Here is a 21,862-nt window from a genome sequence, read left to right as displayed (position 1 = left end):
ATCGGTCAGACGGGTCTGGTACTTTTTAACCGTCTGCGGTTCGAACGAGCCATTACGGTCACGGGGTGTGTCCAGCTCAAACGAGCCAGAGGCTGTTTTAACTGTTTTACGGGAGGTACCGTTTTTACGGTTGGGCTGGTCATCCTGAGCCATATGCTCATCGAGTTCTGCGCCCAAGGCCGCTTCGGTAATCTGTTTAATCAGTGGTGTCAGAAGGCCATCTTTACCATTAAGTCCCTGACCGGACTGAAGAGCCTTAGCGAAGGCCTGAATGTCGATTTCGTATTTATCGGACATAATGTGTCACTCCCTGTAGAGGGTTAACTATAGGGGTGACACAGACTTTTGAACACTACCGGTTTCGAGAGATACACCTGTATCTACAGCAAGCTTTTCTAAGATTTTATAACTTAATGGCCAGTCACGAAGTAACGTGTTTTTCTTTTTCTTTGTTAGGTAATAAACAAAAATAATTACACTTTGCATGTAAAACGGATTTATATTAGCGCTACTTCTAATAATCTCTGGGAGATAAGATTCTTTAATTATAAATGCTTCAAGCTTTTTCATTAGATCTTCAGTAATTAATTCATTGAATTCGTCAAGAACAACAATTGAAGATTTTTGTGCTGCGATACTTTCAAAACCGATGTACTTTTTATAAAGATTATCGAGCTGCTGCTGGAAATTTAAGTTTTCTGAGGCACTAGAAGTTAACCGGTTATTGACATCAGAAAAGAAGTCATCAGTGGTTTCAATTAGAGCCATACTTTTTGCCACAGTACGATGAACTTCTGGTTGCACTAAAGTTTTGGCTTTGTAAACAGCATCATGGGTTAATTCAGCATATGCATGTTGTAACAACGTTCTGATTTGTATTTCGCATGGAGTGTTCGGATAGATTGTAACTTCTTTGTGAATAAATTCAGTTTTATTTCTTACGACATAGTGCACAGACTGATACGTAAATAACAGAGGCTCTTTTTCTCTTTCTGAGTGAAAGTGCCTACATTCCTTGTAGTCCCAATTCGCTTCGGTAATTATTATGTCAGTAAGCTCTTTGATCTGCTCAACCAAAAGAACAACAAATCTACATCCCACCTTATCTTCAATTTCTTCATAGGGGTTATCATAACTTTTATTGACCCTATAAAAAGCTTTATCTAGTAGAGAAACAGGATCTTTTACTCTGTGCTTAGGGCTTTGCTTTAAATATGAGGATAAGTTTTTACCGGAAGTCTTCAGATGGTTACATATTGTAGACGTGACAAAATCACCCCAAGCATCATACATGGGGCTGTCTTGGTTCCACTGCTCTAAAAACTCTTTTTCGTTCATTCTTGAGCTACGATTTCATCTTTGACAATGATTTTAGTCCAATTTACAGCTTCACCAGTTCCACTCTCGCTAACAGACTGTATCTCAATAAGATCTTTGAATACTTGAGATGGTGCTATCAGCTTAACGTTCTTACTAAATGATAGCTTTCTTGTTTTTAGCTTTCCAGAGATATGCTCTACATCTTTTGTGAAAGCAGTAGTCGGTATTTCCTTGCCTCCAAGAAACTCGGAATATGAGTCCCTTGTTTCTATATCAAAGTACCTACTTGAAAATTCTGAAGGATTAACTACATCTGAATTTTCGTGTTTCAAGTATGAAATCAGGGCATTGTGCAAGTCATTCCGCTTCTCTTCACTAACATCCATGTCATTGAGGAAGTCACAAGTTGCTTCATAAAATTTTTTCGTTGTTCGTGCACTTGTTTCAGGGTAACCACAGCCTAGGAAACTTGAGTAAAAATAATGCGCAGCAGCTTTTCCTTCAGTTTGGCTAATCTGTGAATCAGAAACAAGAACATCCCATTTCGAGTTTAAGTCGTCTCCTTCAGGTGTAGAGCCTTTTTCAAAAAAAGCAGCCGTTTTATATAGTTTTGTCGCTGGTGTAAGAAGGGCCTCTTCAATATATTGAAGAGTGATTTCTTGAGTTAGTTCATTAACCCTTTTTTCGTATGCGCTGTGAATTTCCGCCTTCATAATGCCCACGAATTTTTTGGGTGTTGCTCCATAGTTACCGCTGAAAACTACCACAATCCCACCTGGTAAATTTCTTCTCTGTTGAGCATCTGCTAATTTGTTTGCAACATCATATGACAAGGAAATGTAATCATCGTCACAGCTATCGCTTATTTTATCTACAAGCTGGGGGAGGTCAGTTGACTCTTGGTTGACAATCGACATCGGAACAGCTTTTGAATCTAAACCTATAGCATTTATAAATCTAGACTTAAATGTATCCATTGCTTCATCATCAAACTTTATGAATTCAGTACTCCTACTTGGCGCTACCTTATTTCCATCATTGTCACGCTGATGTATTTGGTGAATGACAATTTTTTGTATTTTTAGATTAATAATATTCACAGAAACTAATTCCTATTTCTCTCATTTAGAAACATCATTGTTAGCAATCTTCACACTTTGAAAAATGTTTCTCCACTCGCTACCGTCCTTTTCCCAAATGTCTTGATATTTTTCAAAAATATCATCAAATTGAGACTCACCGTTTTTCGACTTTCTATAGCCCAACTCATTCTGAATCTGATATAAAGCTAACAACGTACTTTTTTGTCGAACCCACAGTTTTTTGTAGTCGAAAAGTGCATTCCAGCTACTTGTGATAGTAAGTAAGGCACCAAATAATAAAGCTAAATTCTTTTGAAACTGTATATTTTCATCTGAAACATCCAAACCTAAAGTAAGAGTGATAATTGCCCCTAAAGTAATGGATAAAGCATTTACAAAGCTAGTCTTTCTTTTACTTGATTTAACTTTTTCTTTTAATTTGTCAATGCTATTTGAAATTTCATTTTGTAGAAAATCTAACTGAGATGTTTCTTCTGACACTGGAATCACTTCCTTTTAAATACCATTTTTACATATTTTATTGCTAGCAAACCATCCATCGAAGGTGAACTCGATGTTTAGGCGCATAACATCTATGGACGCCCCTATTTTGGCAAGTAATTTCCGACAACATAAAAAGGTTTGCAGTCATCTATTCGGATTTTATTCGGGTATTTACCCTATCCCTGATGAGCTTCGCTGATCCGGTTCTAATCATTTTAGCGTTCTCTTATCGGAACGATGTTAGGGCCAGAGCGTCCAGATCACGGTTCAACCTGTTGTGTCATCGTTGATATTACCTGCGCAAAATCAGGCTTCCTCTACTCTTTGATAACGAACACCTTTAGCCAGCAAGGCCCAAGCTATTCGCGCTAATTTATTCGCCAACGCTACAATCACTTTGTTTTTGTGCATTCGGCTTTCTAAACTCTGTATCCAGTTATACCAAGGACTACCGGGCTTTGAATGGCGGATAACCGCTCTTGCCCCATGAATAAGAAGTCGCCTCAGATACGCATCACCACGTTTGCTGATACCTTGTAGTGTCTGCTTTCCTCCACTGGAATACTGCTTGGGTACAATCCCCAACCACGCTGACAGTTGACGACCCGACTTAAACACCCTCGCATCACCCACTGTCGCCACCAGTGCTGAAGACGTTAAACGCCCTATGCCGGTATGCCGGGTACTTCCAATAAGCGCTTGCACTCTGCGTTACGCTTACTTTGCTGGTCAATCTCTACTTCCAACTGCTCTATATCGCTTTCTTTCTGATGTAAACGGTTCAGCATAAATGCAATATGTTGCTGTAAAAGCTGTGGCAATTTGTCCTCGAACTTTCCATATTCCGTTAAAAACCAGTTTTTAAATCGACGTCTTCCTGCTGGAATCACAATGCCAAACTCGGAAAGTGTCGCCCTAATACGGCTAATTAATGCAGTTCTTTCTTTGACCAACCCATCCCTCTCCCGATGGATCAAAAGCAGTGTTTGTTGCTCGACACTTTTTACCGAAACAAAACGCATATTAGGTCGTGTTACCGCTTCGCTGATCGCCTCGGCGTCTGCTTCATCGTTTTTATTCGTTTTGACATACGGCTTAACGTATTGCGGTGGCATTAAGCGAACCTCATGCCCTAAAGAACTGAGTTCTCGTGCCCAATAATGAGCACTACCGCAAGCCTCCATGCCGATTAAGCAAGGTTCAGTTTGAGCAAAAAACTTAAGCATCTGTGAACGTCGAAGCATCTTTTTTAAAATACATCGACCTTGCTTATCAACACCATGAAGCTGAAAAACGTTCTTAGCTAAATCAATACCTATTACTGCGAGATGTCCCATAACAAAATCCTCCGCCGAGGTATAAGTCTAGTATAGGCGGGGCGTCCATCTCATTATTTTAATCATAGGCATGCTTATTTTGCCGATTTCAATATACCGACAGATATCGAGGAAAGAGTTTGATTAGAAAGGAAAAATCCGTTTTCTGATCTGACTGCTTCCCTGCTAAATGCGCATGCGCATAGTCGCGCTCTTTAATTCAAGAGCAGCCGTGCGCCTGTGCTCTTAAAAAAAGGACAAGCACGGTTTCCATAATGCATTGATTTTACAGCTTATCCAATCTCGCCGCACCGGTAAACCGAGCATTAAGTCGGACAAAACGAGCAGAGCTCAACGTTTCATTCCCGACCGAGCTAAGAAACATTGGCGCAAAAGCAGAAGCCAGCATTGGAGTAAGTCGGAGCTAATCGGCCATCTTGCTTTAAGCATCTTTAGGAAACGCCCTGTGCGGAGCCGCATGCAGGGTGTTGTGGGGGCTGAGGGCTAGAAACCCTCGGCTATCCGATTAACCTCTTAGTTCAAGATCTTCCCGAATTACCTCTGGATGGCGAAAGGCAATCTCGATCAGCGCTTTTGCTGGACCAGAAGGTTTACGTCGACCTTGCTCCCACTCCTGCAGAGTACGCGGAGAGATATGCAGTACTTCAGCAAACTCTATCTGAGTCAGGCCAGTTTTGCCGCGGGCCTCTGCAACCTCGTTAGGCTCAACACGACTAACTCGTGCAGCTTTTCCGGCTTTCATTTCTTTAACAGATTGGAGCAACTTGTTACCAAGTTCCTCTACACTCAGAGTCTCGTTAATCATTTTCCAGTACCTCACGAATCGACTTCAGGATATACGCGGGTATGTTTTCCTTAACGGCCTTTTTGTAGATCACCAATAACCAGATCTCACCATTTGCCAATCTGGTGAAGTAGATGACTCGCACCCCACCACGCTTCCCTGAACCCGCTACCGACCATCGAACCTTTCGACACCCGCCGCTACCAGGAATAGGATCGCCAATCTCCGGGTTGGCTGCCAACCAAGAGAAGAAGACGCTTCGCTCCTCTTCAGTCCAGATCTTTCTGGCATCCGCTACCGCCTGGCTGGCCTTTCTTATAGCTCATATTTCAAATTCTCCGGTATTTGTTTAACATGTTAACAAAATAAATCACGGAGTTATCCATGAGCATCAAACTGTCTGTTGTTGACCAAAGCCCCGTTCACGGCTCTCATTCCAGGAAGGAGGCTCCTTCCCTTTCCGTTGAACTGGCGCAGTTATGCGATCAGCTGGGTTACTACAGGTACTGGGTTGCCGAGCACCATGACAGCCTGCACTTCGCCAACCCTTGCCCGGAAATCCTAGTCGCCCATATTGCCAGCATCACCAAAAACATCAAAGTTGGCAGCGGTGGCGTCATGCTTTCTCACTACAGTCCGTTAAAAGTGGCTGAAACCTTCTCTATGATGGCTAACCTTTTCCCTAGCCGCATCGATCTTGGTATTGGCCGTGCTCCAGGCGGAACAGGCCTGACCTCCAGCGCACTGGCTTTTCCCAACGCCCCGCTTCAGGGTGAGTATTATGCTGACCAGGCGGCTCTGCTGGCAGGATTTATCAATCAGTCACTGAATAACGAGCACCCTTATCGTAATATCCATATTCTGCCCGACAGCAGTGAAAAACCAGAACTCTGGATGCTGGGTTCCAGCGGAGGCAGTGCAGCACTGGCCGGTGAACTGGGTTACAACATCGCATTGGCGCGCTTTATTGGCCCAGATAATTGCCGTCCGGAAATTTTTGCAGCCCACCAGAACGCCTGGCACAAATCCGGTCATCAGCACCCGCCAAGCCGCATGCTGGCCATCGCCTGTATCTGTGCTGAAACAGAAGAACAAGCCTATTTAAGAGCAGGTACTGCCGTCTATCGTAAGTATTCAGCCCAGATAGGACAGCGTGAAGACTTTCTGAAACCGGAAGAGGTGAAAGACCGCTACCGCCACATGTCAGAGTCCCACAAAGCCATGTTTGATCAAATCGCGGCGGGCTATACCATAGGTACGCCGGAGCAGTGCTGGGATGAAATCAGACAGCTGTCGGATCAGTTCGGCACAGAAGAGATTGCAACGGTAACGGTCACTTATGGTCAGGACGAACGCATTGACAGCTATACAAAGTTAGCGCAGTTTTTGTGAAGTCAGGTCATGGCGGGAATTATTTAGGACGCCCATAATTTTATCATGATTGAACATAATGGCGTAAGCGCATACATCTACCGCAAACATCTGATCCAGCGCGGTTAAATGACCCAGAATCCATTGGCGGCGGTGTTCATAGGATTGACCCCAAAAAACCTTTGTTGAATTATAGCGGCCTTAGAAACACAAAACCCCCAATACGGATATCCATATTGGGGGTTTCTTAGGCTTTAAAGCGGGTTAACGTTTAACCGCCTAAATAAGCCTTACGTACGTCTTCATTCACCAGTAGGTTGTCGCCGGTGTCTTCTAGCACGATGTGGCCGTGTTCGATAACGTAGCCGCGATCGGCAAGCCTTAGCGCTTGGTTGGCGTTCTGTTCGACCAAGAAGATGGTCGTGCCTTCTTTACGCAACTGATCGATAATCTCGAAAATCTGGTTGATGATGATAGGTGCCAACCCAAGGGATGGCTCATCAAGAATCAGTAGCTCGGGATTACTCATCATCGCGCGGCCAATGGCGAGCATCTGCTGTTCACCACCAGACATCGTACCGGCACGCTGGCTGTAACGCTCTTTTAAGCGTGGAAACAGTTCCAGTACGTGAGCCAGTCGCTCGTCGTAGTTGGTGTAGTTAAAGAATCCCCCCATCGCAAGGTTTTCTTCAACGGTCATGCCGGAGAAGACGCGCCGTCCCTCAGGCACAACAGCAAGACCCGTCCGCATGATCTCAGAGGTTTCTTTCTGAGTAATATCATTGCCTTTCCAAGTAACCGTGCCGGATGAGGCGCGAGGTTCGCCACAAACAGTCATCAACAGGGTTGTTTTGCCTGCGCCGTTCGCTCCAATTAAGGTAACGATTTCGCCCTTATCAATATTCAGTGAGACGCCTTTCAAGGCCTCGATGGGGCCGTAGTGCGTGTGAATATTATCCAGTCTCAGCATTACTCTTCTCCCAAATAGGCTTTGATCACTTCAGGATTACCCTGAATTTCAGCGGGGGTTCCTTCGGCTAAAGGTTCTCCCTGATTCACCACATAGATTTGGTCAGAAATACCCATAACCAACCCCATGTCATGCTCGATCAGAAGAATGGAGATGCCTTGCTCATCACGTAACTGAACAATCAACTCGTCTAACGCTTTTGTTTCGTTGGGGTTAAGACCCGCAGCGGGTTCATCCAGCATAAGGAGTTTAGGTTCTGTCACCATGCAACGGGCAATTTCTAGACGGCGTTGTTGGCCGTAAGCGAGATTACCAGCTTCACGGTTGGCAAATTCGATAAGACCCACGCGCTCAAGCCAGTGTGCGGCACGATCCATCAGTTCTTGCTCACGGTTCTTAAAGCCTGGCGTCATAAAGAAGCCTTTCAGCATATTGTGCTCAGCGTGAATATGCTGGGCAACTAAAAGGTTTTCAATAACGGTCATCTCTTTGAACAGGCGCACGTTCTGGAAGGTACGCACCATGCCTTCACGGGCAATCAGGTGGCCGGGCTTGCCTCGAAGTTCTTTGCCTTGGAACATAACAGAGCCAGAGGATGGAATATAAAATCCACTCACACAGTTAAATACGGTTGTTTTACCGGCACCATTGGGGCCAATAACCGAGACAATTTGTTTTTCACCTACTTCAAGATTGACACCATTGACCGCCAGCAGGCCACCAAAGCGCATCGTCAAATCTTTTACTGTTAACAGATTCTTAGTCACGTTTTAGCTCCATATGAGGACGTTTCATCGGTAGCAATCCTTGTGGACGCCAGATCATCATCAATACCATCATCAAGCCAAACAATAGCATCCGGTATTCATCGAATTCTCGGGCAAGTTCCGGCAGTACGGTCATCGCAATAGCGGCTAAGATAACCCCTAACTGGGACCCCATGCCACCCAGTACCACAATCGCAAGAATAATGGCCGATTCAATAAAGGTGAACGATTCGGGGCTGATAAAGCCCTGTCGAGCAGCAAAGAAAGAGCCTGCAAAACCTGCAAAAGATGCGCCAATGGTAAAGGCACCGAGCTTAATCATGGTTGGGTTTAAACCCAAGGCACGACAAGCGATTTCATCTTCACGCAGGGCTTCCCATGCACGGCCAATCGGCATACGAATTAAACGGCGAATCACATAAACGGTTAGCAATACCAGTAACAGAGCCATTAGATAAAGGAAAATGACCTTATATTCACTGCTGTAGCTTATGCCAAAGAACTCATGGAAGGTGGTTGCGCCTTCTTCTGATGGACGACGGCTAAACTCCAAACCGAATAGCGTTGGCTTAGGAATACGGGCAATACCGTTCGGGCCTCCGGTCAGGTCTGTCCAGTTATTCAGCAAGATACGGATAATCTCACCAAAGCCCAAGGTTACAATCGCTAGATAGTCACCCCGTAAACGCAACACCGGAAAGCCCAATAAAAAGCCAAACAGTGCCGCTAAACCACCGGCAATCGGCAGAGCCACCCAGAAGGAAACGCCAAAGTACATATTCAGCAAGGCATAGGTGTAAGCACCCACGGCGTAGAAGCCAACGTAGCCTAAGTCCAATAGACCCGCCAAGCCCACAACGACGTTTAGACCTAAGCCCAGCATGACATAGATCAGCGTTAGCGTGGCGATATCCACCGCGCCCCGTGAACTTAAAAACGGAAACAGTAGCAGACCGATAATAACGAACATCGTCCAGATGCGTTGCTGCTGTGAAGACCGTAGAAAAGAGGGTAACTCCATACGCTGATCACTGCGCATATGAGTGGTAAAACGCCCAACATGTTCACGGAAATACTGAAGTACAAAAACAATCGCAACACCGACAAACAGGAAGGTGATCTTTCCTGGCGTTGATGGCCCAACCACTAAATTGATACCTTCTGAGGTTAATGATAACCCCAGAAGAAAACCACCCAATATTAGAGTAATTAAGGCGGCGACAAATGCAGAAGTCACTCGAGACATTAGATTTTCTCCACCTCAGGTTTACCTAGAATACCTTGTGGCATAAACAGCAGAATCAAAATCAGCAATGAAAATGCAACAACATCTTTGTATTCTGCAGTTAAATAACCGCCCGTTAAACTCTCAGAAACACCAAGAATCAAACCGCCAAGCATCGCACCAGGAATACTGCCGATACCACCTAACACTGCGGCGGTAAAAGCTTTGAGACCAGCAATAAAGCCGATATACGGGTTTACAACACCGTAGTAGAGACCTAACAACATACCAGCAACAGCGGCCAAAGAAGCACCAATAATAAAAGTTACGGCAATAACGTTGTTTGAATTAATTCCCAAAAGGTTCGTCATACCGATATCTTGAGCACAAGCTCGGCAAGCACGACCCATCCGAGAGCGGGTAATAAACAGGGTTAAACCAACCATGCACAGAACCGTTGTCACCATGATGATCACTTGCATGTAAGAGATCATAATATGGCTGCCTTCTGGGCTACCAAATAAGAATCCCCCTTTAATCATGCTCGGCATCGCAATATCACGGGAACCTTGAGCCAAACGAATATAGTTCTGTAGAAAAATAGACATACCGATAGCAGAGATCAGTGCAATCAAACGCTTACTGCTACGAAGCGGCCTATAAGCCACCCGCTCAATAGAGAAACCATAAGCGCTCGCGACGACAATACTCACGGCTAAAGCAATACCAATTAACAGAAAAGGGTTATCAATACCCAGCATACTTAGGCCCGCTAGGGCGATAAAGGCAACGTAAGTACCAATCATGTAGACCTCGCCGTGGGCGAAGTTGATCATACCGATGATGCCGTAAACCATCGTGTAGCCAATGGCGATTAACGCATAGGTGCTACCTATGGTTAAACCATTAGCAATCTGCTGAAGGAAATAGTAAATAGACTCGGACATAGGTTGACACCTTGAGAGCAACGCAAAGCCTTGAGCCTGCTTATGGCAGGCTCAAGGGGAACGTTCACAGCGTACTTTGTAAGCGGGCTGTTCAGTTCAGTATTATTATTAAAGTTTATTTAGCAGGAGATTTGGTGCCATCCGCATGCCAATTGTAGACAACGAAATTAAATGACGTTAGATCGCCTTTTTCGTCGTATTTAACATCGCCAATTGGTGTGGTGAAAGAGGCTTTATGCATGTACTCAGCAACTTCTTCAGCATCAGTGCTACCTGTTGCTTTCATGCTGTCAGCCATCACTTGAACGGCAGCGTAAGCAGGCATTACAAAAGGACCAGAAGGATCTTGGTTTTTCTTCTCAAACGCATCAACTAAACCTTTGTTTTTAGGATCTAGTTCAAAGCTAGGCGGAAGTGTTACCAAAAGACCTTCAGATGCTTCACCAGCAATCGCAGAAATATCTTTGTTACCGACGCCTTCAGGGCCCATAAACTGAGCATCTAGACCTAGCTCAGCAGACTGACGCAAGATCAGACCTAGCTCTGGGTGATAACCACCGTAGTAAACAAAATCAACGTTGTTGCGTTTTAATTTAGCCACTAATGCTGAGAAATCTTTATCACCTGCCGTGATACCTTCAAACATCACAACATCAACACCAGATTCTTCAACGGTTTTCTTAACCGCCGTCGCAATACCTTCACCGTATTGCTGTTTATCATGGATAACAGCCATACGCTTCGGTTTAATACTGTCAGCCACAAAACGACCAGCAACAGGGCCTTGCAGGCTATCTAGACCAATCGTACGGAAAATTAGCTGATAACCCTGTAGCGTGATATCAGGGTTAGTTGATGCCGCCGTGACCATGACGATGCCTTCATCTTCATAAATGTCAGTGGCTGGCTGAGTAGAGCTTGAGCACAGATGACCCACAACAAACTTGATGTCATCGTTAACGATTTTGTTGGCAACAGCAACCGCTTGTTTAGGGTCACAAGCGTCATCGTATTTAATACCAACAAGTTTCTCGCCGTTTACACCGCCTTTTTTGTTGATCTGTTCGATTGCCATTTCTGCGCCGATAAACTGCATATCACCGTACTGTGCAACAGGGCCAGATACAGGGCCTGCAAGTGCGATTTTAATATCAGCTTGGGCCAAAGATGTACCCATCAATGCTGCAGAAACACTCATTCCGATAAGCGTCTTTTTCACTATGCTCTTCATTATTATTTCCCATTTTATTATTAATAATTCAAATTTAAGCTGAATAAACAGGGATCTTGTTCCAGCTAAATTTTCTGGCAGTCCGTTTGATGACATCGCTTGCTATGATCAAGACACCAAAACACCAGACCTTCGACTAAGGATTATTCACTCAACTTCTGACCTTTGTCTAGCTTGTATTGATACAAATTTTAACGCTCACGTAACCAATCAAACAAAAAAGACTGCATCAAGAGGAAAACAACAGTCATTTATTCTGCTTAAAAGTAAAATAATAGAAATTTAAACCAGATGAAATCGCAAATATCGACCTTAACCCCGTTTGTAACGTTTTTCTTACATCTAAGTTTTCAAGGTCATTTTTTTTTATTTCAGTAACTTAGCAAAATGATTATCTTACTTTTTTTTAGCAAAGCGCTGATTTTTAGACTAGACCTAATACTAAGCGCAATGACAATTGAGGTGAATTATGGCTAGCCCGCTACCGTCCTTTGATGTGCTAATGGAACTAGCCCAAAACAATCCCGAGCAACTGGAAACATTACGCAAGACTTTGACGGATGAAATCATCCATCGCACATCACCCCATATGCGACAAAGGCTTGAAGGCATTAACTTTAAAATAGATATGGAGCGCCAGCGCTGTAAGACCCCCTTGCAGAGTTGTATAAAAATTGCGGCACTGATGCATGATTCCTTTGAACAAATGCGTACAGAGCTAGATGCGCTTTTCCAGCCATTTATCATCGTGAATAAAAGAACCATGATAACCTGCCCTTATCGAGATAATGTCATCCCGTTCAACCGCCATCTGTAAACAAATCTTTCCCCGCGTACCCCTGTCATAACAAGCACATATTTATGGCACATATCCTGCTTTAAAATACAGCGTAATGCTTTTTATTGGTGCGTAAAAGCACTAATAAAAAGCACTTTAATCACAATAAAACCAATGAGTTAGGGCGTTGCGCACTATAAAATTAAAAGCTGCGCACCATAAAACTAAAAATAGTACGCCCTATTTATAAGCTTCTACCGCGCAATAAGTGTGCGATATTCAATATCATAACGCACCGTTATTGTGCAAATAACCGATCTACCGAGGGGATGCCTGTGGACACCATCAATAGTGCTGTTGAAACATTGATGCAGGGAGCAAATACGCTCTTTATCTTGATAGGGGCTATTTTAGTACTCGCCATGCACGCCGGCTTTGCTTTTCTAGAAGTGGGCACTGTACGCAAGAAAAACCAAGTAAATGCGCTGGTCAAAATCATGACCGATTTTGGCTTTTCAACCCTAGCCTATTTTTTTATAGGCTACTGGATCGCCTACGACATTACCTTTTTTAGCAGTGCAACGGTGCTAGCAGAAGGCAATGGCTATGCTTTAGTCAAATTCTTCTTTTTGCTAACATTTGCCGCGGCTATTCCTGCGATTATTTCTGGCGGCGTGGCTGAACGCGCCCGCTTCTATCCCATGCTAACCGCCTCAGCGCTTATTGTCGGTTTGGTTTATCCGCTATTTGAAGGCATGAGCTGGAATGGCAATTACGGTTTTCAAAGCTGGATTGAAAGCTCATTTGGTGCGCCTTTCCATGATTTTGCAGGTTCCGTAGTCGTACACGGTGTTGGCGGTTGGATCGCGCTAGCGGCTGTGCTGGTTTTAGGCGCACGCAGAGGTCGCTACCGTAATGGCAAGGTGGTCGCCTTTGCACCCTCTAATATTCCATTTTTAGCACTAGGCTCTTGGATTCTAACGGTTGGCTGGTTTGGTTTTAATGTGATGTCGGCGCAAACCTTGGACGGTATCAGCGGTTTAGTGGCCGTTAACTCCTTAATGGCGATGGTCGGCGGAATTATCGCCTCAATGGCTCTTGGTAAAAATGACCCAGGCTTTATTCATAACGGCCCACTGGCAGGCTTAGTCGCGGTCTGCGCCGGTTCAGATATCATGCATCCCATTGGAGCCCTTATCACCGGTGGTATCGCAGGCGCGCTATTTGTGATGATGTTTACATTGGCCCAAAATAAGTGGCCACGCTTAGATGACGTATTGGGTGTATGGCCCTTACATGGTCTGTGCGGTGCTTGGGGCGGTATTGCTGCAGGCATCTTCGGCTTAGAAGCGTTAGGCGGTATTGGTGGCGTAACCTTTCTTGCTCAGTTCGCAGGCACGATCATCGGTATCATCATTGCGGTTCTTGGCGGGTTTGCGGTATATGGCTTAATCAACAAAGTCGTCGGCCTTCGCCTTGAAGAAGAGGATGAGTTCAACGGGGCTGACCTTAGCATCCATAAAATCGGAGCAACCAGCGAGGATTAATCGCCCTAAAAGTGCTTCTTGAGCACTTAAAACTAACAACGCAGCCTACAAGCGATCTGTTCTTAGCAGACAAACGCGGCGGGCTGCTTTAAAATCACACCCTTCTATTGTTACACCATCTATATATACCGTCCTTTTTATTCACCATTATTAGCTTACCTTTAAGAGCACCTATCTCTTTATGCCTTCTATGCTTTCGACACCTCCTCAGACGCTATCTCAATCTCAAGAGCTATCTCAAATAACGCCTGATGCTAGCCCCATCATTGCAACTCACCACATAACCGCCAACGGTGCGGTGATTATCGGCGGAGGGCCTGCAGGGCTTATGGCAGCACAGGTCTTACTAGAGCGAGGGGTTAGTGTCGATCTTTTTGAAGCGATGCCGACCGTTGCCAGAAAATTTCTCTATGCAGGCAAAAGCGGTATGAATATCACTCATATTGAAGCCCCTGAACACTTTATCACCCGCTACGCCCAATCCTCAGATCTACCAGCACACCCTTATCTGACAAAGGCTGTCGCCGCGTTTGATAACCATCAGGTAAAAGCATGGGTTGAAACTTATGAGATAGAAACATTCGTCGGCTCCTCTGGTCGAGTATTCCCCACCGGCATGAAAGCCGCACCTCTATTAAGACGCTGGCTGCAGCATCTAAAAACACTGGGGCTAAAACTGCATACCCGTCATTATTGGCAAGGCTGGCAAGGCGAGGGCGATAGAAAAGATAACAAAGATGAGCAAAATAAAATGCTACGTTTTTTAACATCAAACGGCCCTTGCTTGGTCACCGCTAAGGCGTGCCTTTTAGCTCTTGGTGGCGGCAGCTGGAAAAAACTCGGCAGTGATGGCCTATGGCAAACGCCTCTGAAACAACAAGGGATCGAAACAACGTTATTAAAACCCGCCAACTGTGGCTTTAAAGTGGACTGGCCCGAAGATTTCCAGCAGGTATTTTCAGGCCAGCCCGTCAAAAGCATTACCGTAAAAGCGATTAGCCCCAATGGTATCACCTATGAAAAATCCGGTGATATGATGATCAGCCAAAGCGGTATCGAGGGTGGTCTTGTTTATGCACTTTCAGCGCCGTTAAGAGATCAAATTGCGGCACAAGGTCGGGCGATGCTCTTGTTAGACCTTTTACCTGCCCGTAGCCAAGAAACGCTTTGCCATGCCTTGCGTCATCGCGGGAAAAAGTCAATTAGCCAATGCCTAAAGCTGTATAAAATTAGCCCGATCAAGCAGGCTCTACTTAAGCAGCTAACCGATAAAGAAACCTTTCAAAGCCCTAACGCCTTGGCACAAGCAATTAAAGCACTGCCGCTGCCGCTCACTCAAACCCAACCGATTGATGAAGCAATCAGTACCGCCGGTGGTGTATCCATAAGCCAGCTGACTGATCACTTTATGAGCAAAACCCATCAAGGGTTATTTTTTGCCGGTGAAATGCTTGACTGGGAAGCCCCCACCGGTGGTTATCTGCTCACCGCCTGCCTAGCAACAGGAAAAAAAGCGGGGGAGGGTATGGCTGATTTTTTACTTAATGAATAAAACTCTTATCCGTCATATCCCCTACAATTTTTGCCGGATTACCGCCTAAAATACTGTTCGCGGGAAACGACTTAACGATATGAGCCCCAGAAGCAACGATTGAGTTTTCATCGACTGATACACCTTTTAAGATAGTCGACCTTGCTCCAACCCAAACTCGCGCTCCAATAGCAACGGCTGCATCGCTATTCAGCGTTTCGCCAGCGGTATTAATAACATCGTGCATATCAGTGTCCATAAAAAGTGTTTGCCAAGAGACCAAACACTTCTCACCAAAAAAGATTTCTTTTTTACACACGATTGTCGCTTCACCAGAAAAATTTGCACCATTAGAAACCGTCAGCCTGCCGGAAACAAACAAACGGCTGCCAGTACCTATTCGAATATTATTCCCTAGACTGACGTGTCCGTTAGGCTCCACAGACCAGATAAATCGGGAGTATTTATTATCTGAAATTTGTACCACCCCAAACCCGAGTTTTATTTTTCCAAACCTCGCATTTTTTGGCACGGATACAGTTCCGCCTAAAGATCGTAAAGAGGAGCGATGGCAAATAAGCACTGGGAGCTTTATCGCCTGAGAAAAAGGCAAATAATACAAATTAAAAAACACAGATTTAGGCAGACACAAAAGATAATCTATAACTTTAGCAATTTTTTTCCGACTCATCGTATTTTCTACTCAACAGATAAAAACAAAGCAGGATCTACTCGGGCACCGTTTAATGTCACCGTCCAATGCAGGTGCGGCCCTGTCACACGACCCGTTGCTCCCACCTCACCCAGCTTTGTACCTGCATCAACTTTATCACCGACCTTTAAGGCTTCTGTTTTAGAGAGATGGCAATAAAGTGTGGTTAAACCTTGGCCATGATCCACGATAACGGTTTTACCATTAAAGTAGTAATCGCCAATGGCAGCAATTTTGCCATTTAAGGCTGAAAGCACGGGGGTACCGGTAGCGGCAGCGATATCCATACCGCTATGAGGGTTCCTTGATTGACCATTAAAAACACGACGTAAGCCAAAAGAGCTACTAATACGCCCTTTTGTTGGTTGAACAACCTGTTCTGGCAGCTCATAGATAACGGGTTTAAAGGTATCCATCGCACCCCGTATCTCAGGCGTTTCACGACGTACCCGTGTTAATTGTTCAGCACTTAGGTTGACATGCTTATTCTTAACCGTCAGGTATTGCTTCTGATACTCTTTATTTTTTACCGAAAAAGAAAGCGGTTTATCGCCTTCCTTTGTGCGCCAGTATGCGCTGTAGTCGCCTGTTTTTAATGATAATGGCAAGCCAACCCATGCATACCATTGCCCCGATAGTCGAGCGGTAAAGACACGTTTCTTTTGGAAGAAAACATGAGGAGGGGCATCGCCTTTCTGTGGCAACGCAATAACGGCTACCCCTCCAGGAACCCGTGAGTCCTTCGGTACAAACCCACCATAAGACACACTAGAAAAGAGAAATAAAGCTATTAACAAGCAAGAGAGCCCTAGCTTAGAGACGACCCCGTGGCTCGCTATAATTGAATCTTTAGCCATAACCGAATATAAACCAAGACGTCCATTTATCAACCGTAACAAAGCCTGTCCCTCTTTAATAAGTGTCAATATAAGTAAAAAGATAAGTAAAAAATGAGCGCAAAAAACAACCCGAAATATGCCAAAAAAAGATAGTGTGCCTTAGCTCAGTTAAGAGTCAAGAATGATTCTCTTCCGTCACGCTTTCTCGACACAGCTCCAACCAACGATTAACTCCTGCACTACGGTATTTTTGCTTATGCAAAACAAAATAAAATAACCGCTGGGTATTACGCTGTGGAATCGCTAAAGGCACAAGATTGCCCCGAGCAAAAGCATCTTCAAGAGTAACACGGGAGAGACAACCCAAGCCCATCCCTGCGTCAACGGCCCGTTTAATCGCCTCGGTATGCTGTAATTCAAGCAGAACATTTAACTCAGGCAGAATCCCACTCATAATACGATCAAACGTTTGTCGTGTACCGGAACCTGATTCACGCAGAATCCAGCTAGCGGCTTTTAAATCATGATCTGATAAACGCTGTCGAGTTGCCAGCGGATGATCGGGGCTGGCGAACACCACCAACTCATCTTCTCGCCAAGGAATGACTTCAAGTTCAGGGTGCTGAATTTCCCCCTCAACCAAGCCAACATCCAATTCAAAGTTAATCACTTTTTGGGCAATGGCCGCTGTATTCTCAACATCCAAGCGCACTTTAGCATTGGGTTGATCCGCCATGTAGCGAGCCATAAGATTCACCGCCAAGTAATTACCGATACTGAGCGTAGCGCCCACATTTAGATTCCCCGGTTGCTGGTGCTGCTGCAAAGCCACCTCTAACTCTTGAGCTTGAGCCAAAAGCGCTTCCGCTTGAGGCCGAACCAAGCGCCCGAGTTCATTTAGCTGAAGGCGTTTTCCCACACGATCAAACAGCTGGATGTCAAACTGCTGCTCAAGCTCTTTTAATGCACTACTGGCTGCCGATTGCGACATAGAGAGACTGCGCGCCGCTCGAGTAATATTTTCAAAATGAGCCGCAGCAAGGAAAACCTGTAACTGTCGCAAACTGTATTTCATGGTGAAGCCTCAACATCAACTACACATATCGATTTTACTGATAAATATAATCTAAATTATCTGTTTAACAAATAGATTAATAGGACGTTACACTACCTGCAACAGATTTTCTTATACCAATATTTTATGCACTTTTTCTAATTCTATGCGGACACTCTATATAGAAACAGAAGAGGAGGCTGGAGGCACCATGGCTGCATTTATTAAAGAAGAAGTCCTCAGTGTTCATCACTGGGATGATAACCTGTTCAGCTTTAAAACCAGCCGAGCATCAAGCCTTCGTTTTAAAAATGGTCATTTTATTATGATCGGCCTAGAGGTCGAAGGTCGGCCTCTTATGCGGGCTTACAGCATCGCCAGCGCCAACCATGAAGATCATTTAGAGTTTTTTAGTATCAAAGTACCTGATGGGCCATTAACCTCTCGCCTGCAAAGTATCAAGCCGGGCGATGAGCTGATGCTCAGTAGCAAACCAACGGGCACGTTAATTAATGACCACTTACTACCAGGTAAAAACCTTTACCTAATCAGTACAGGCACAGGCTTAGCGCCATTTTTGAGCATTATCCGAGACCCTGATATTTATGAGCAATACGACAAAGTCATTCTAACCCACGGTGTACGTTACACCTCTGAGCTGGCTTACCAAGAGCTTATTCTTGAAGAGCTGCCTAATCATGAATATTTTGGTGATTTAATTCGAGACAAACTAGTCTACTACCCAAGCGTTACCCGTGAAGCTTACAAAAACCAAGGTCGGCTGACAGATCTTATGGTGAGCGGGCAACTGTTCAAGGATCTCAATCTCCCAGCATTTAACCTAGAAACAGATCGTTTTATGATCTGTGGTGGGCCAAGCATGCTGAAAGAAACCTGTGAGATTCTGAACGAGCGGGGCTTTAAAGAAGCTAAAAATAGCGAAGCAGGCCACTACGTTATTGAGCGAGCCTTTGTAGAAAGTTAGATTGTCAGGTGCGGTCAACGTCATTAAAACGCTGACCGCTTGATCTCTAAGCCAGCACAATATTTAAGCGCTGCTGGTTGAACTCAACACAGTCGCCAGAAACAATTTTACGACGTTTACGCGTTTCTTGCTGATTGTTGACCATGACATACCCCTGCTCAATCGCCATTTTTGCCTCACCACCGCTATTCACCAAGCTTTCAAATTTCAAAATCTTGAATAATTCAACAGGTTCTTGGGTGATAATCACATCTCTCATTGGATTGCTCTCTTTATGCTATGCCGTAAAAATCAAACGTATGCCGTAAAAATCAAACGAATATGGATGATACGGTGAATGAGGTTCTATGCCCACTAGATTTAAAATGTTCAGTATTCTCTAGACTTGAAACGTAAGTAACCGTTGAACATTGTGATGTATATCATACAAGAATCGCACTAAATCAGTGCATCACTTCTTTTTTGATCTCTGTCGGCATTCGCCTCAAATGCAGAAGTTATAATCGAAGCACCTATCAAACACGAGATTAGCGCGATGACAGAACAAGGCTTTTGGGACATTATTAACTCTTCTCTCGTGCAACATCCGTCTGGCTCTGAAGGCCAGTATCAGGAGATTGCACAGGCGTTAGCATCACTTCCTGAAGAAGAACTTATTCAATTTGAGAACCACCTAGCGAAACAGAAAAATAACGCCTTTAGCTTTCCCGTATTAATGGCTAATTTTATTCTTCAAAGCTATATCAATGATGATATTTTTGAAGATTTTCGGCTTTGGTTGATCTCTTTTGGTCAGGAGAAATTTTCTAATATTCTAGATAATGCTGACAACTTAGCATCTTTTAGCAACGTAAAAGACCCTATTGAAGATATTACAGGAGAAGGTTTAGTGTTTGCCGCACAGGAAGCGTATGAGGCCGCAACCGGTAAAGAGGACTTTTTAAAACGCGTAAGAACCCTACCAGACCCTGAAATGAACTACCTCTGGCCAGAAGATATTGATGCGCTGGCAAAAATGTTACCCAATTTATTCAATAAATACTGGGATAACAGCAGAACCTATGAATTAGGCCCTGCGGAAGAATAACCTAAAAATGACAAGGCTGGCTTAGGGAAAGGCAGGCCTTAAAAGTGACGTGTTTGATTTAAGAACCAAGGTGTTTGATTCAAGAAACAGAATGCTTGACCCAAAAAAATAGATCAATCGATGTTATCCGCCGTCGTATCTATCTCTTCCTGCAACCCCGAACGAATCGACTCCGCAATACCTGACATGGAAACTACTTGCAAAATACTGTTGATGGAGTTCCAGTCTTCCTCGGAAATCATAACAACATTGCCACTATCGCCTTTGATAAATACCGTTTCATGGGTTTGGGCCGTTTTATCAACAAGCTGATCAATTTGTTGAGCAAACTCTTTAGTGGTCATCATCATTTTGCTGCTCCTGTCACCACGCATTTAGCACTCTTTCAAACATCTGCTCTTTTATTTCGACATTCTTGCAGAGGATTATCTGCGGTGCCAGAGAGACATCAGCTAAAAACGGAGTGTATCAAAACTTGGTTGCATGTCACTTTTAATGCTGTTGATCATGATCTTTGTCACATCATTGATGACCGTTTAACCTCTTAAATCAAGCAATTAAGGTTAACTTAGATTTGATTCGCATCAACCCACTGAGCATAAACAATGGGAAACAATATATTTGATATAAAAAATACTCGTTTTTGCAATGAAGCCAAGTCTATAATATTTTTCGCTCAGAATCCGTCTCACGGAACGAGAATTTAAAACAATGACCGTTAAAGAGGGTTGAACCAGCTTATGACTCAGCAATACATGACTCTTGGGTACTACCACGGCTTCAACAAAATGTTCAGGCCAACTTATGATATTTTCGATTGCGAAGGCAATCCCGTTTATGCCGATACAAAAATGATCAAGCAGTTGGTAAGCGATGGGGTAATTGCCGACCCCGCTGACCGAGAAGGCCTTGAAAAACATTTAGTGGATGAAGGGGTTTTACATGGGTCTGGTCATTTACTCGACGGTATCGCTCTTGACCGAGCCAAGCAAGAACCATCGTCGGTTGATATCCCACCAATGGATGATGAGAAGCGCTTTGTGCTCGCCTGGAGCACATTAAACAAGATACCGGTTAGGCGCGGAAAATCCACCCGCAGCGTAAAACTGCCTATTGGTGAGTTCCCTGAAGGCACTCCGATTGTTGATCTACGCCGTAAACTTATCCCAGCTTTTCCTGATTTCGATATTGAATCGGCCATTAATGACGGGGTCAATATTATGCTAATCAAGCGTCGAGAAGAGCTTCTACTTTCTAAACGGTACGCTCTTGAACTGCCGCTTGATCTTGAAGCCGGGTCTTAGCATCCGTAGCCCACAGTTTAAACGGGGACACGTTTATGTGTGTGGTCGTTTGTGGTATTTCATTCTTTAGTCGTGAACAAGATAATTTCAAGCACTCCGCTCGCTCAAAGCGAGCACACGCGGTAAAGTGCTCAAGAGCATTAATAAAGAACACTTCAGAATAATTCAGCTCACGTTGAAGCACTAATGCCTTTAACGTTTCGTGCAGACGCTTAGCCTCATGGAGCAAATGCGCTCGCAGAGAAAGCGTCATTGCTTGGCCATCAACCTTTGCCAGCTCATCGGAAAAGTGTGTTAGAACTTGATCAATATAACGACGTGTCATGGGCTTACCCTGTTGTCATCTTTATTTAATATGACGACCTATGACAGCCTCAACTCTACCGTTAGATTACACCGTTAAGTCTACTGCTATGGCGTCACCGTCCATCATATGAATAAGACTAGTGTGAATTAATGACGCCAAGGTGACATATCATCGATATTT

Annotated in this window: 24 protein-coding genes and 1 pseudogene; 8 read left to right on the top strand and 17 right to left on the bottom strand. The window is 44.3% G+C overall.

Annotated features, from left to right (window positions below; genetic code table 11):
- From G517_RS0104740 to G517_RS0104715, 6 genes and pseudogenes are all read right to left on the bottom strand, one after another.
- A partial coding sequence (locus G517_RS0104740; protein ID WP_028303464.1) for a transposase occupies positions 1 to 297 on the bottom strand: 297 nt, incomplete at its 3' end.
- 27 nt (positions 298 to 324) lie between these two features.
- The gene (locus tag G517_RS17755; protein WP_051206048.1) at positions 325 to 1,338 is read right to left on the bottom strand and encodes a GTP pyrophosphokinase; all 1,014 of its coding nucleotides are present in this window, start codon (positions 1,336 to 1,338) and stop codon (positions 325 to 327) included.
- Entirely contained in the window at positions 1,335 to 2,420 is a 1,086-nt protein-coding gene (locus tag G517_RS0104730) for a nucleoid-associated protein (protein WP_028303463.1), read from the bottom strand. Before G517_RS0104730 ends, G517_RS17755 begins: the two co-directional genes overlap by 4 nt.
- Positions 2,421 to 2,441: 21 nt before the next feature.
- Complete coding sequence (locus G517_RS17750; protein WP_157833147.1) at positions 2,442 to 2,903, bottom strand: DUF4231 domain-containing protein; 462 nt, start codon at positions 2,901 to 2,903, stop codon at positions 2,442 to 2,444.
- Positions 2,904 to 3,212: 309 nt separating this feature from the next.
- Positions 3,213 to 4,243: pseudogene (locus G517_RS17745) on the bottom strand (IS110 family RNA-guided transposase).
- A 505-nt stretch (positions 4,244 to 4,748) separates the two neighbouring features.
- Complete coding sequence (locus G517_RS0104715; protein ID WP_028303462.1) at positions 4,749 to 5,048, bottom strand: helix-turn-helix domain-containing protein; 300 nt, start codon at positions 5,046 to 5,048, stop codon at positions 4,749 to 4,751.
- A gap of 113 nt (positions 5,049 to 5,161) precedes the next feature.
- On the opposite strand from G517_RS0104715, the gene G517_RS20865 reads away from it, so the two are divergent.
- Together G517_RS20865 and G517_RS0104705 are read left to right on the top strand one after the other, a co-directional pair.
- Positions 5,162 to 5,380 carry a hypothetical protein gene (locus G517_RS20865; protein ID WP_211224236.1) on the top strand — a complete coding sequence of 73 codons (219 nt, stop codon included), beginning with the start codon at positions 5,162 to 5,164 and terminating at the stop codon, positions 5,378 to 5,380.
- Between the two features lie 31 nt (positions 5,381 to 5,411).
- Positions 5,412 to 6,419 carry an MsnO8 family LLM class oxidoreductase gene (locus G517_RS0104705; RefSeq protein ID WP_028303460.1) on the top strand — a complete coding sequence of 336 codons (1,008 nt, stop codon included), beginning with the start codon at positions 5,412 to 5,414 and terminating at the stop codon, positions 6,417 to 6,419.
- Between the two features lie 250 nt (positions 6,420 to 6,669).
- On the opposite strand, the gene G517_RS0104700 is transcribed toward G517_RS0104705, so the two are convergent.
- The 5 genes from G517_RS0104700 to G517_RS0104680 form a co-directional block, all read right to left on the bottom strand.
- Positions 6,670 to 7,368 (bottom strand): ABC transporter ATP-binding protein, encoded by a 699-nt coding sequence (locus G517_RS0104700; protein WP_028303459.1) that lies wholly within the window; start codon positions 7,366 to 7,368, stop codon positions 6,670 to 6,672.
- Positions 7,368 to 8,135 (bottom strand): high-affinity branched-chain amino acid ABC transporter ATP-binding protein LivG, encoded by a 768-nt coding sequence (livG, locus tag G517_RS0104695; protein ID WP_028303458.1) that lies wholly within the window; start codon positions 8,133 to 8,135, stop codon positions 7,368 to 7,370. Before livG ends, G517_RS0104700 begins: the two co-directional genes overlap by 1 nt.
- Positions 8,128 to 9,381 (bottom strand): high-affinity branched-chain amino acid ABC transporter permease LivM, encoded by a 1,254-nt coding sequence (locus G517_RS0104690; protein ID WP_028303457.1) that lies wholly within the window; start codon positions 9,379 to 9,381, stop codon positions 8,128 to 8,130. The genes livG and G517_RS0104690 overlap by 8 nt, the downstream gene beginning before the upstream one ends.
- Positions 9,381 to 10,307, bottom strand: coding sequence for a high-affinity branched-chain amino acid ABC transporter permease LivH (gene livH / locus G517_RS0104685; RefSeq protein ID WP_028303456.1), 927 nt, complete (start codon positions 10,305 to 10,307; stop codon positions 9,381 to 9,383). Before livH ends, G517_RS0104690 begins: the two co-directional genes overlap by 1 nt.
- Before the next feature lie 115 nt (positions 10,308 to 10,422).
- Entirely contained in the window at positions 10,423 to 11,538 is a 1,116-nt protein-coding gene (locus tag G517_RS0104680) for a branched-chain amino acid ABC transporter substrate-binding protein (protein WP_028303455.1), read from the bottom strand.
- Between the two features lie 469 nt (positions 11,539 to 12,007).
- Between G517_RS0104680 and G517_RS17740 the strand changes: the two genes are divergently transcribed.
- The 3 genes from G517_RS17740 (at position 12,008) to G517_RS0104665 (ending at position 15,415) form a co-directional block, all read left to right on the top strand.
- The gene (locus tag G517_RS17740; protein WP_051206046.1) at positions 12,008 to 12,355 is read left to right on the top strand and encodes a DUF3135 domain-containing protein; all 348 of its coding nucleotides are present in this window, start codon (positions 12,008 to 12,010) and stop codon (positions 12,353 to 12,355) included.
- Between the two features lie 296 nt (positions 12,356 to 12,651).
- Positions 12,652 to 13,863 (top strand): ammonium transporter, encoded by a 1,212-nt coding sequence (locus tag G517_RS0104670; RefSeq protein WP_028303454.1) that lies wholly within the window; start codon positions 12,652 to 12,654, stop codon positions 13,861 to 13,863.
- Between the two features lie 181 nt (positions 13,864 to 14,044).
- Positions 14,045 to 15,415 carry a BaiN/RdsA family NAD(P)/FAD-dependent oxidoreductase gene (locus tag G517_RS0104665; protein ID WP_245543192.1) on the top strand — a complete coding sequence of 457 codons (1,371 nt, stop codon included), beginning with the start codon at positions 14,045 to 14,047 and terminating at the stop codon, positions 15,413 to 15,415.
- Here the strand turns inward: G517_RS0104665 and G517_RS0104660 are convergent.
- From G517_RS0104660 to G517_RS0104650, 3 genes are all read right to left on the bottom strand, one after another.
- Positions 15,405 to 16,085 carry an acyltransferase gene (locus tag G517_RS0104660; protein WP_028303452.1) on the bottom strand — a complete coding sequence of 227 codons (681 nt, stop codon included), beginning with the start codon at positions 16,083 to 16,085 and terminating at the stop codon, positions 15,405 to 15,407. The two genes, G517_RS0104665 and G517_RS0104660, sit on opposite strands and share 11 nt — an antisense overlap.
- 8 nt (positions 16,086 to 16,093) lie before the next feature.
- On the bottom strand, positions 16,094 to 16,903 hold the full coding sequence (locus G517_RS0104655; RefSeq protein ID WP_211224235.1) for a peptidoglycan DD-metalloendopeptidase family protein: 810 nt from the start codon (positions 16,901 to 16,903) through the stop codon (positions 16,094 to 16,096).
- Between the two features lie 217 nt (positions 16,904 to 17,120).
- Positions 17,121 to 18,020 (bottom strand): LysR family transcriptional regulator, encoded by a 900-nt coding sequence (locus G517_RS0104650; protein WP_028303450.1) that lies wholly within the window; start codon positions 18,018 to 18,020, stop codon positions 17,121 to 17,123.
- Between the two features lie 190 nt (positions 18,021 to 18,210).
- Between G517_RS0104650 and G517_RS0104645 the strand changes: the two genes are divergently transcribed.
- Complete coding sequence (locus G517_RS0104645) at positions 18,211 to 18,984, top strand: ferredoxin--NADP reductase (RefSeq protein WP_028303449.1); 774 nt, start codon at positions 18,211 to 18,213, stop codon at positions 18,982 to 18,984.
- Positions 18,985 to 19,030: 46 nt separating this feature from the next.
- Here the strand turns inward: G517_RS0104645 and G517_RS0104640 are convergent, their stop codons facing one another.
- Complete coding sequence (locus tag G517_RS0104640; protein WP_028303448.1) at positions 19,031 to 19,243, bottom strand: RNA-binding S4 domain-containing protein; 213 nt, start codon at positions 19,241 to 19,243, stop codon at positions 19,031 to 19,033.
- 276 nt (positions 19,244 to 19,519) lie between these two features.
- On the opposite strand from G517_RS0104640, the gene G517_RS0104635 reads away from it, so the two are divergent.
- Positions 19,520 to 20,071: a DUF4240 domain-containing protein gene (locus G517_RS0104635; protein WP_028303447.1), complete on the top strand. Its 552-nt coding sequence runs from the start codon at positions 19,520 to 19,522 to the stop codon at positions 20,069 to 20,071.
- A gap of 113 nt (positions 20,072 to 20,184) precedes the next feature.
- On the opposite strand, the gene G517_RS0104630 is transcribed toward G517_RS0104635, so the two are convergent.
- The gene (locus G517_RS0104630) at positions 20,185 to 20,421 is read right to left on the bottom strand and encodes a type II toxin-antitoxin system Phd/YefM family antitoxin (protein WP_051206042.1); all 237 of its coding nucleotides are present in this window, start codon (positions 20,419 to 20,421) and stop codon (positions 20,185 to 20,187) included.
- Between the two features lie 390 nt (positions 20,422 to 20,811).
- Between G517_RS0104630 and G517_RS0104625 the strand changes: the two genes are divergently transcribed.
- Positions 20,812 to 21,375, top strand: a complete 564-nt coding sequence (locus G517_RS0104625; protein ID WP_157833146.1) for a hypothetical protein — start codon at positions 20,812 to 20,814, stop codon at positions 21,373 to 21,375.
- On the opposite strand, the gene G517_RS20695 is transcribed toward G517_RS0104625, so the two are convergent.
- Complete coding sequence (locus G517_RS20695) at positions 21,326 to 21,700, bottom strand: hypothetical protein (RefSeq protein WP_157833145.1); 375 nt, start codon at positions 21,698 to 21,700, stop codon at positions 21,326 to 21,328. The two genes, G517_RS0104625 and G517_RS20695, sit on opposite strands and share 50 nt — an antisense overlap.
- Positions 21,701 to 21,862 lie beyond the last annotated feature (162 nt).

The sequence above is a fragment of the Oceanospirillum maris DSM 6286 genome (assembly GCF_000422865.1).
Lineage (GTDB): Bacteria > Pseudomonadota > Gammaproteobacteria > Pseudomonadales > Halomonadaceae > Oceanospirillum > Oceanospirillum maris.
This window is presented reverse-complemented; position numbering and strand designations above follow the sequence as displayed.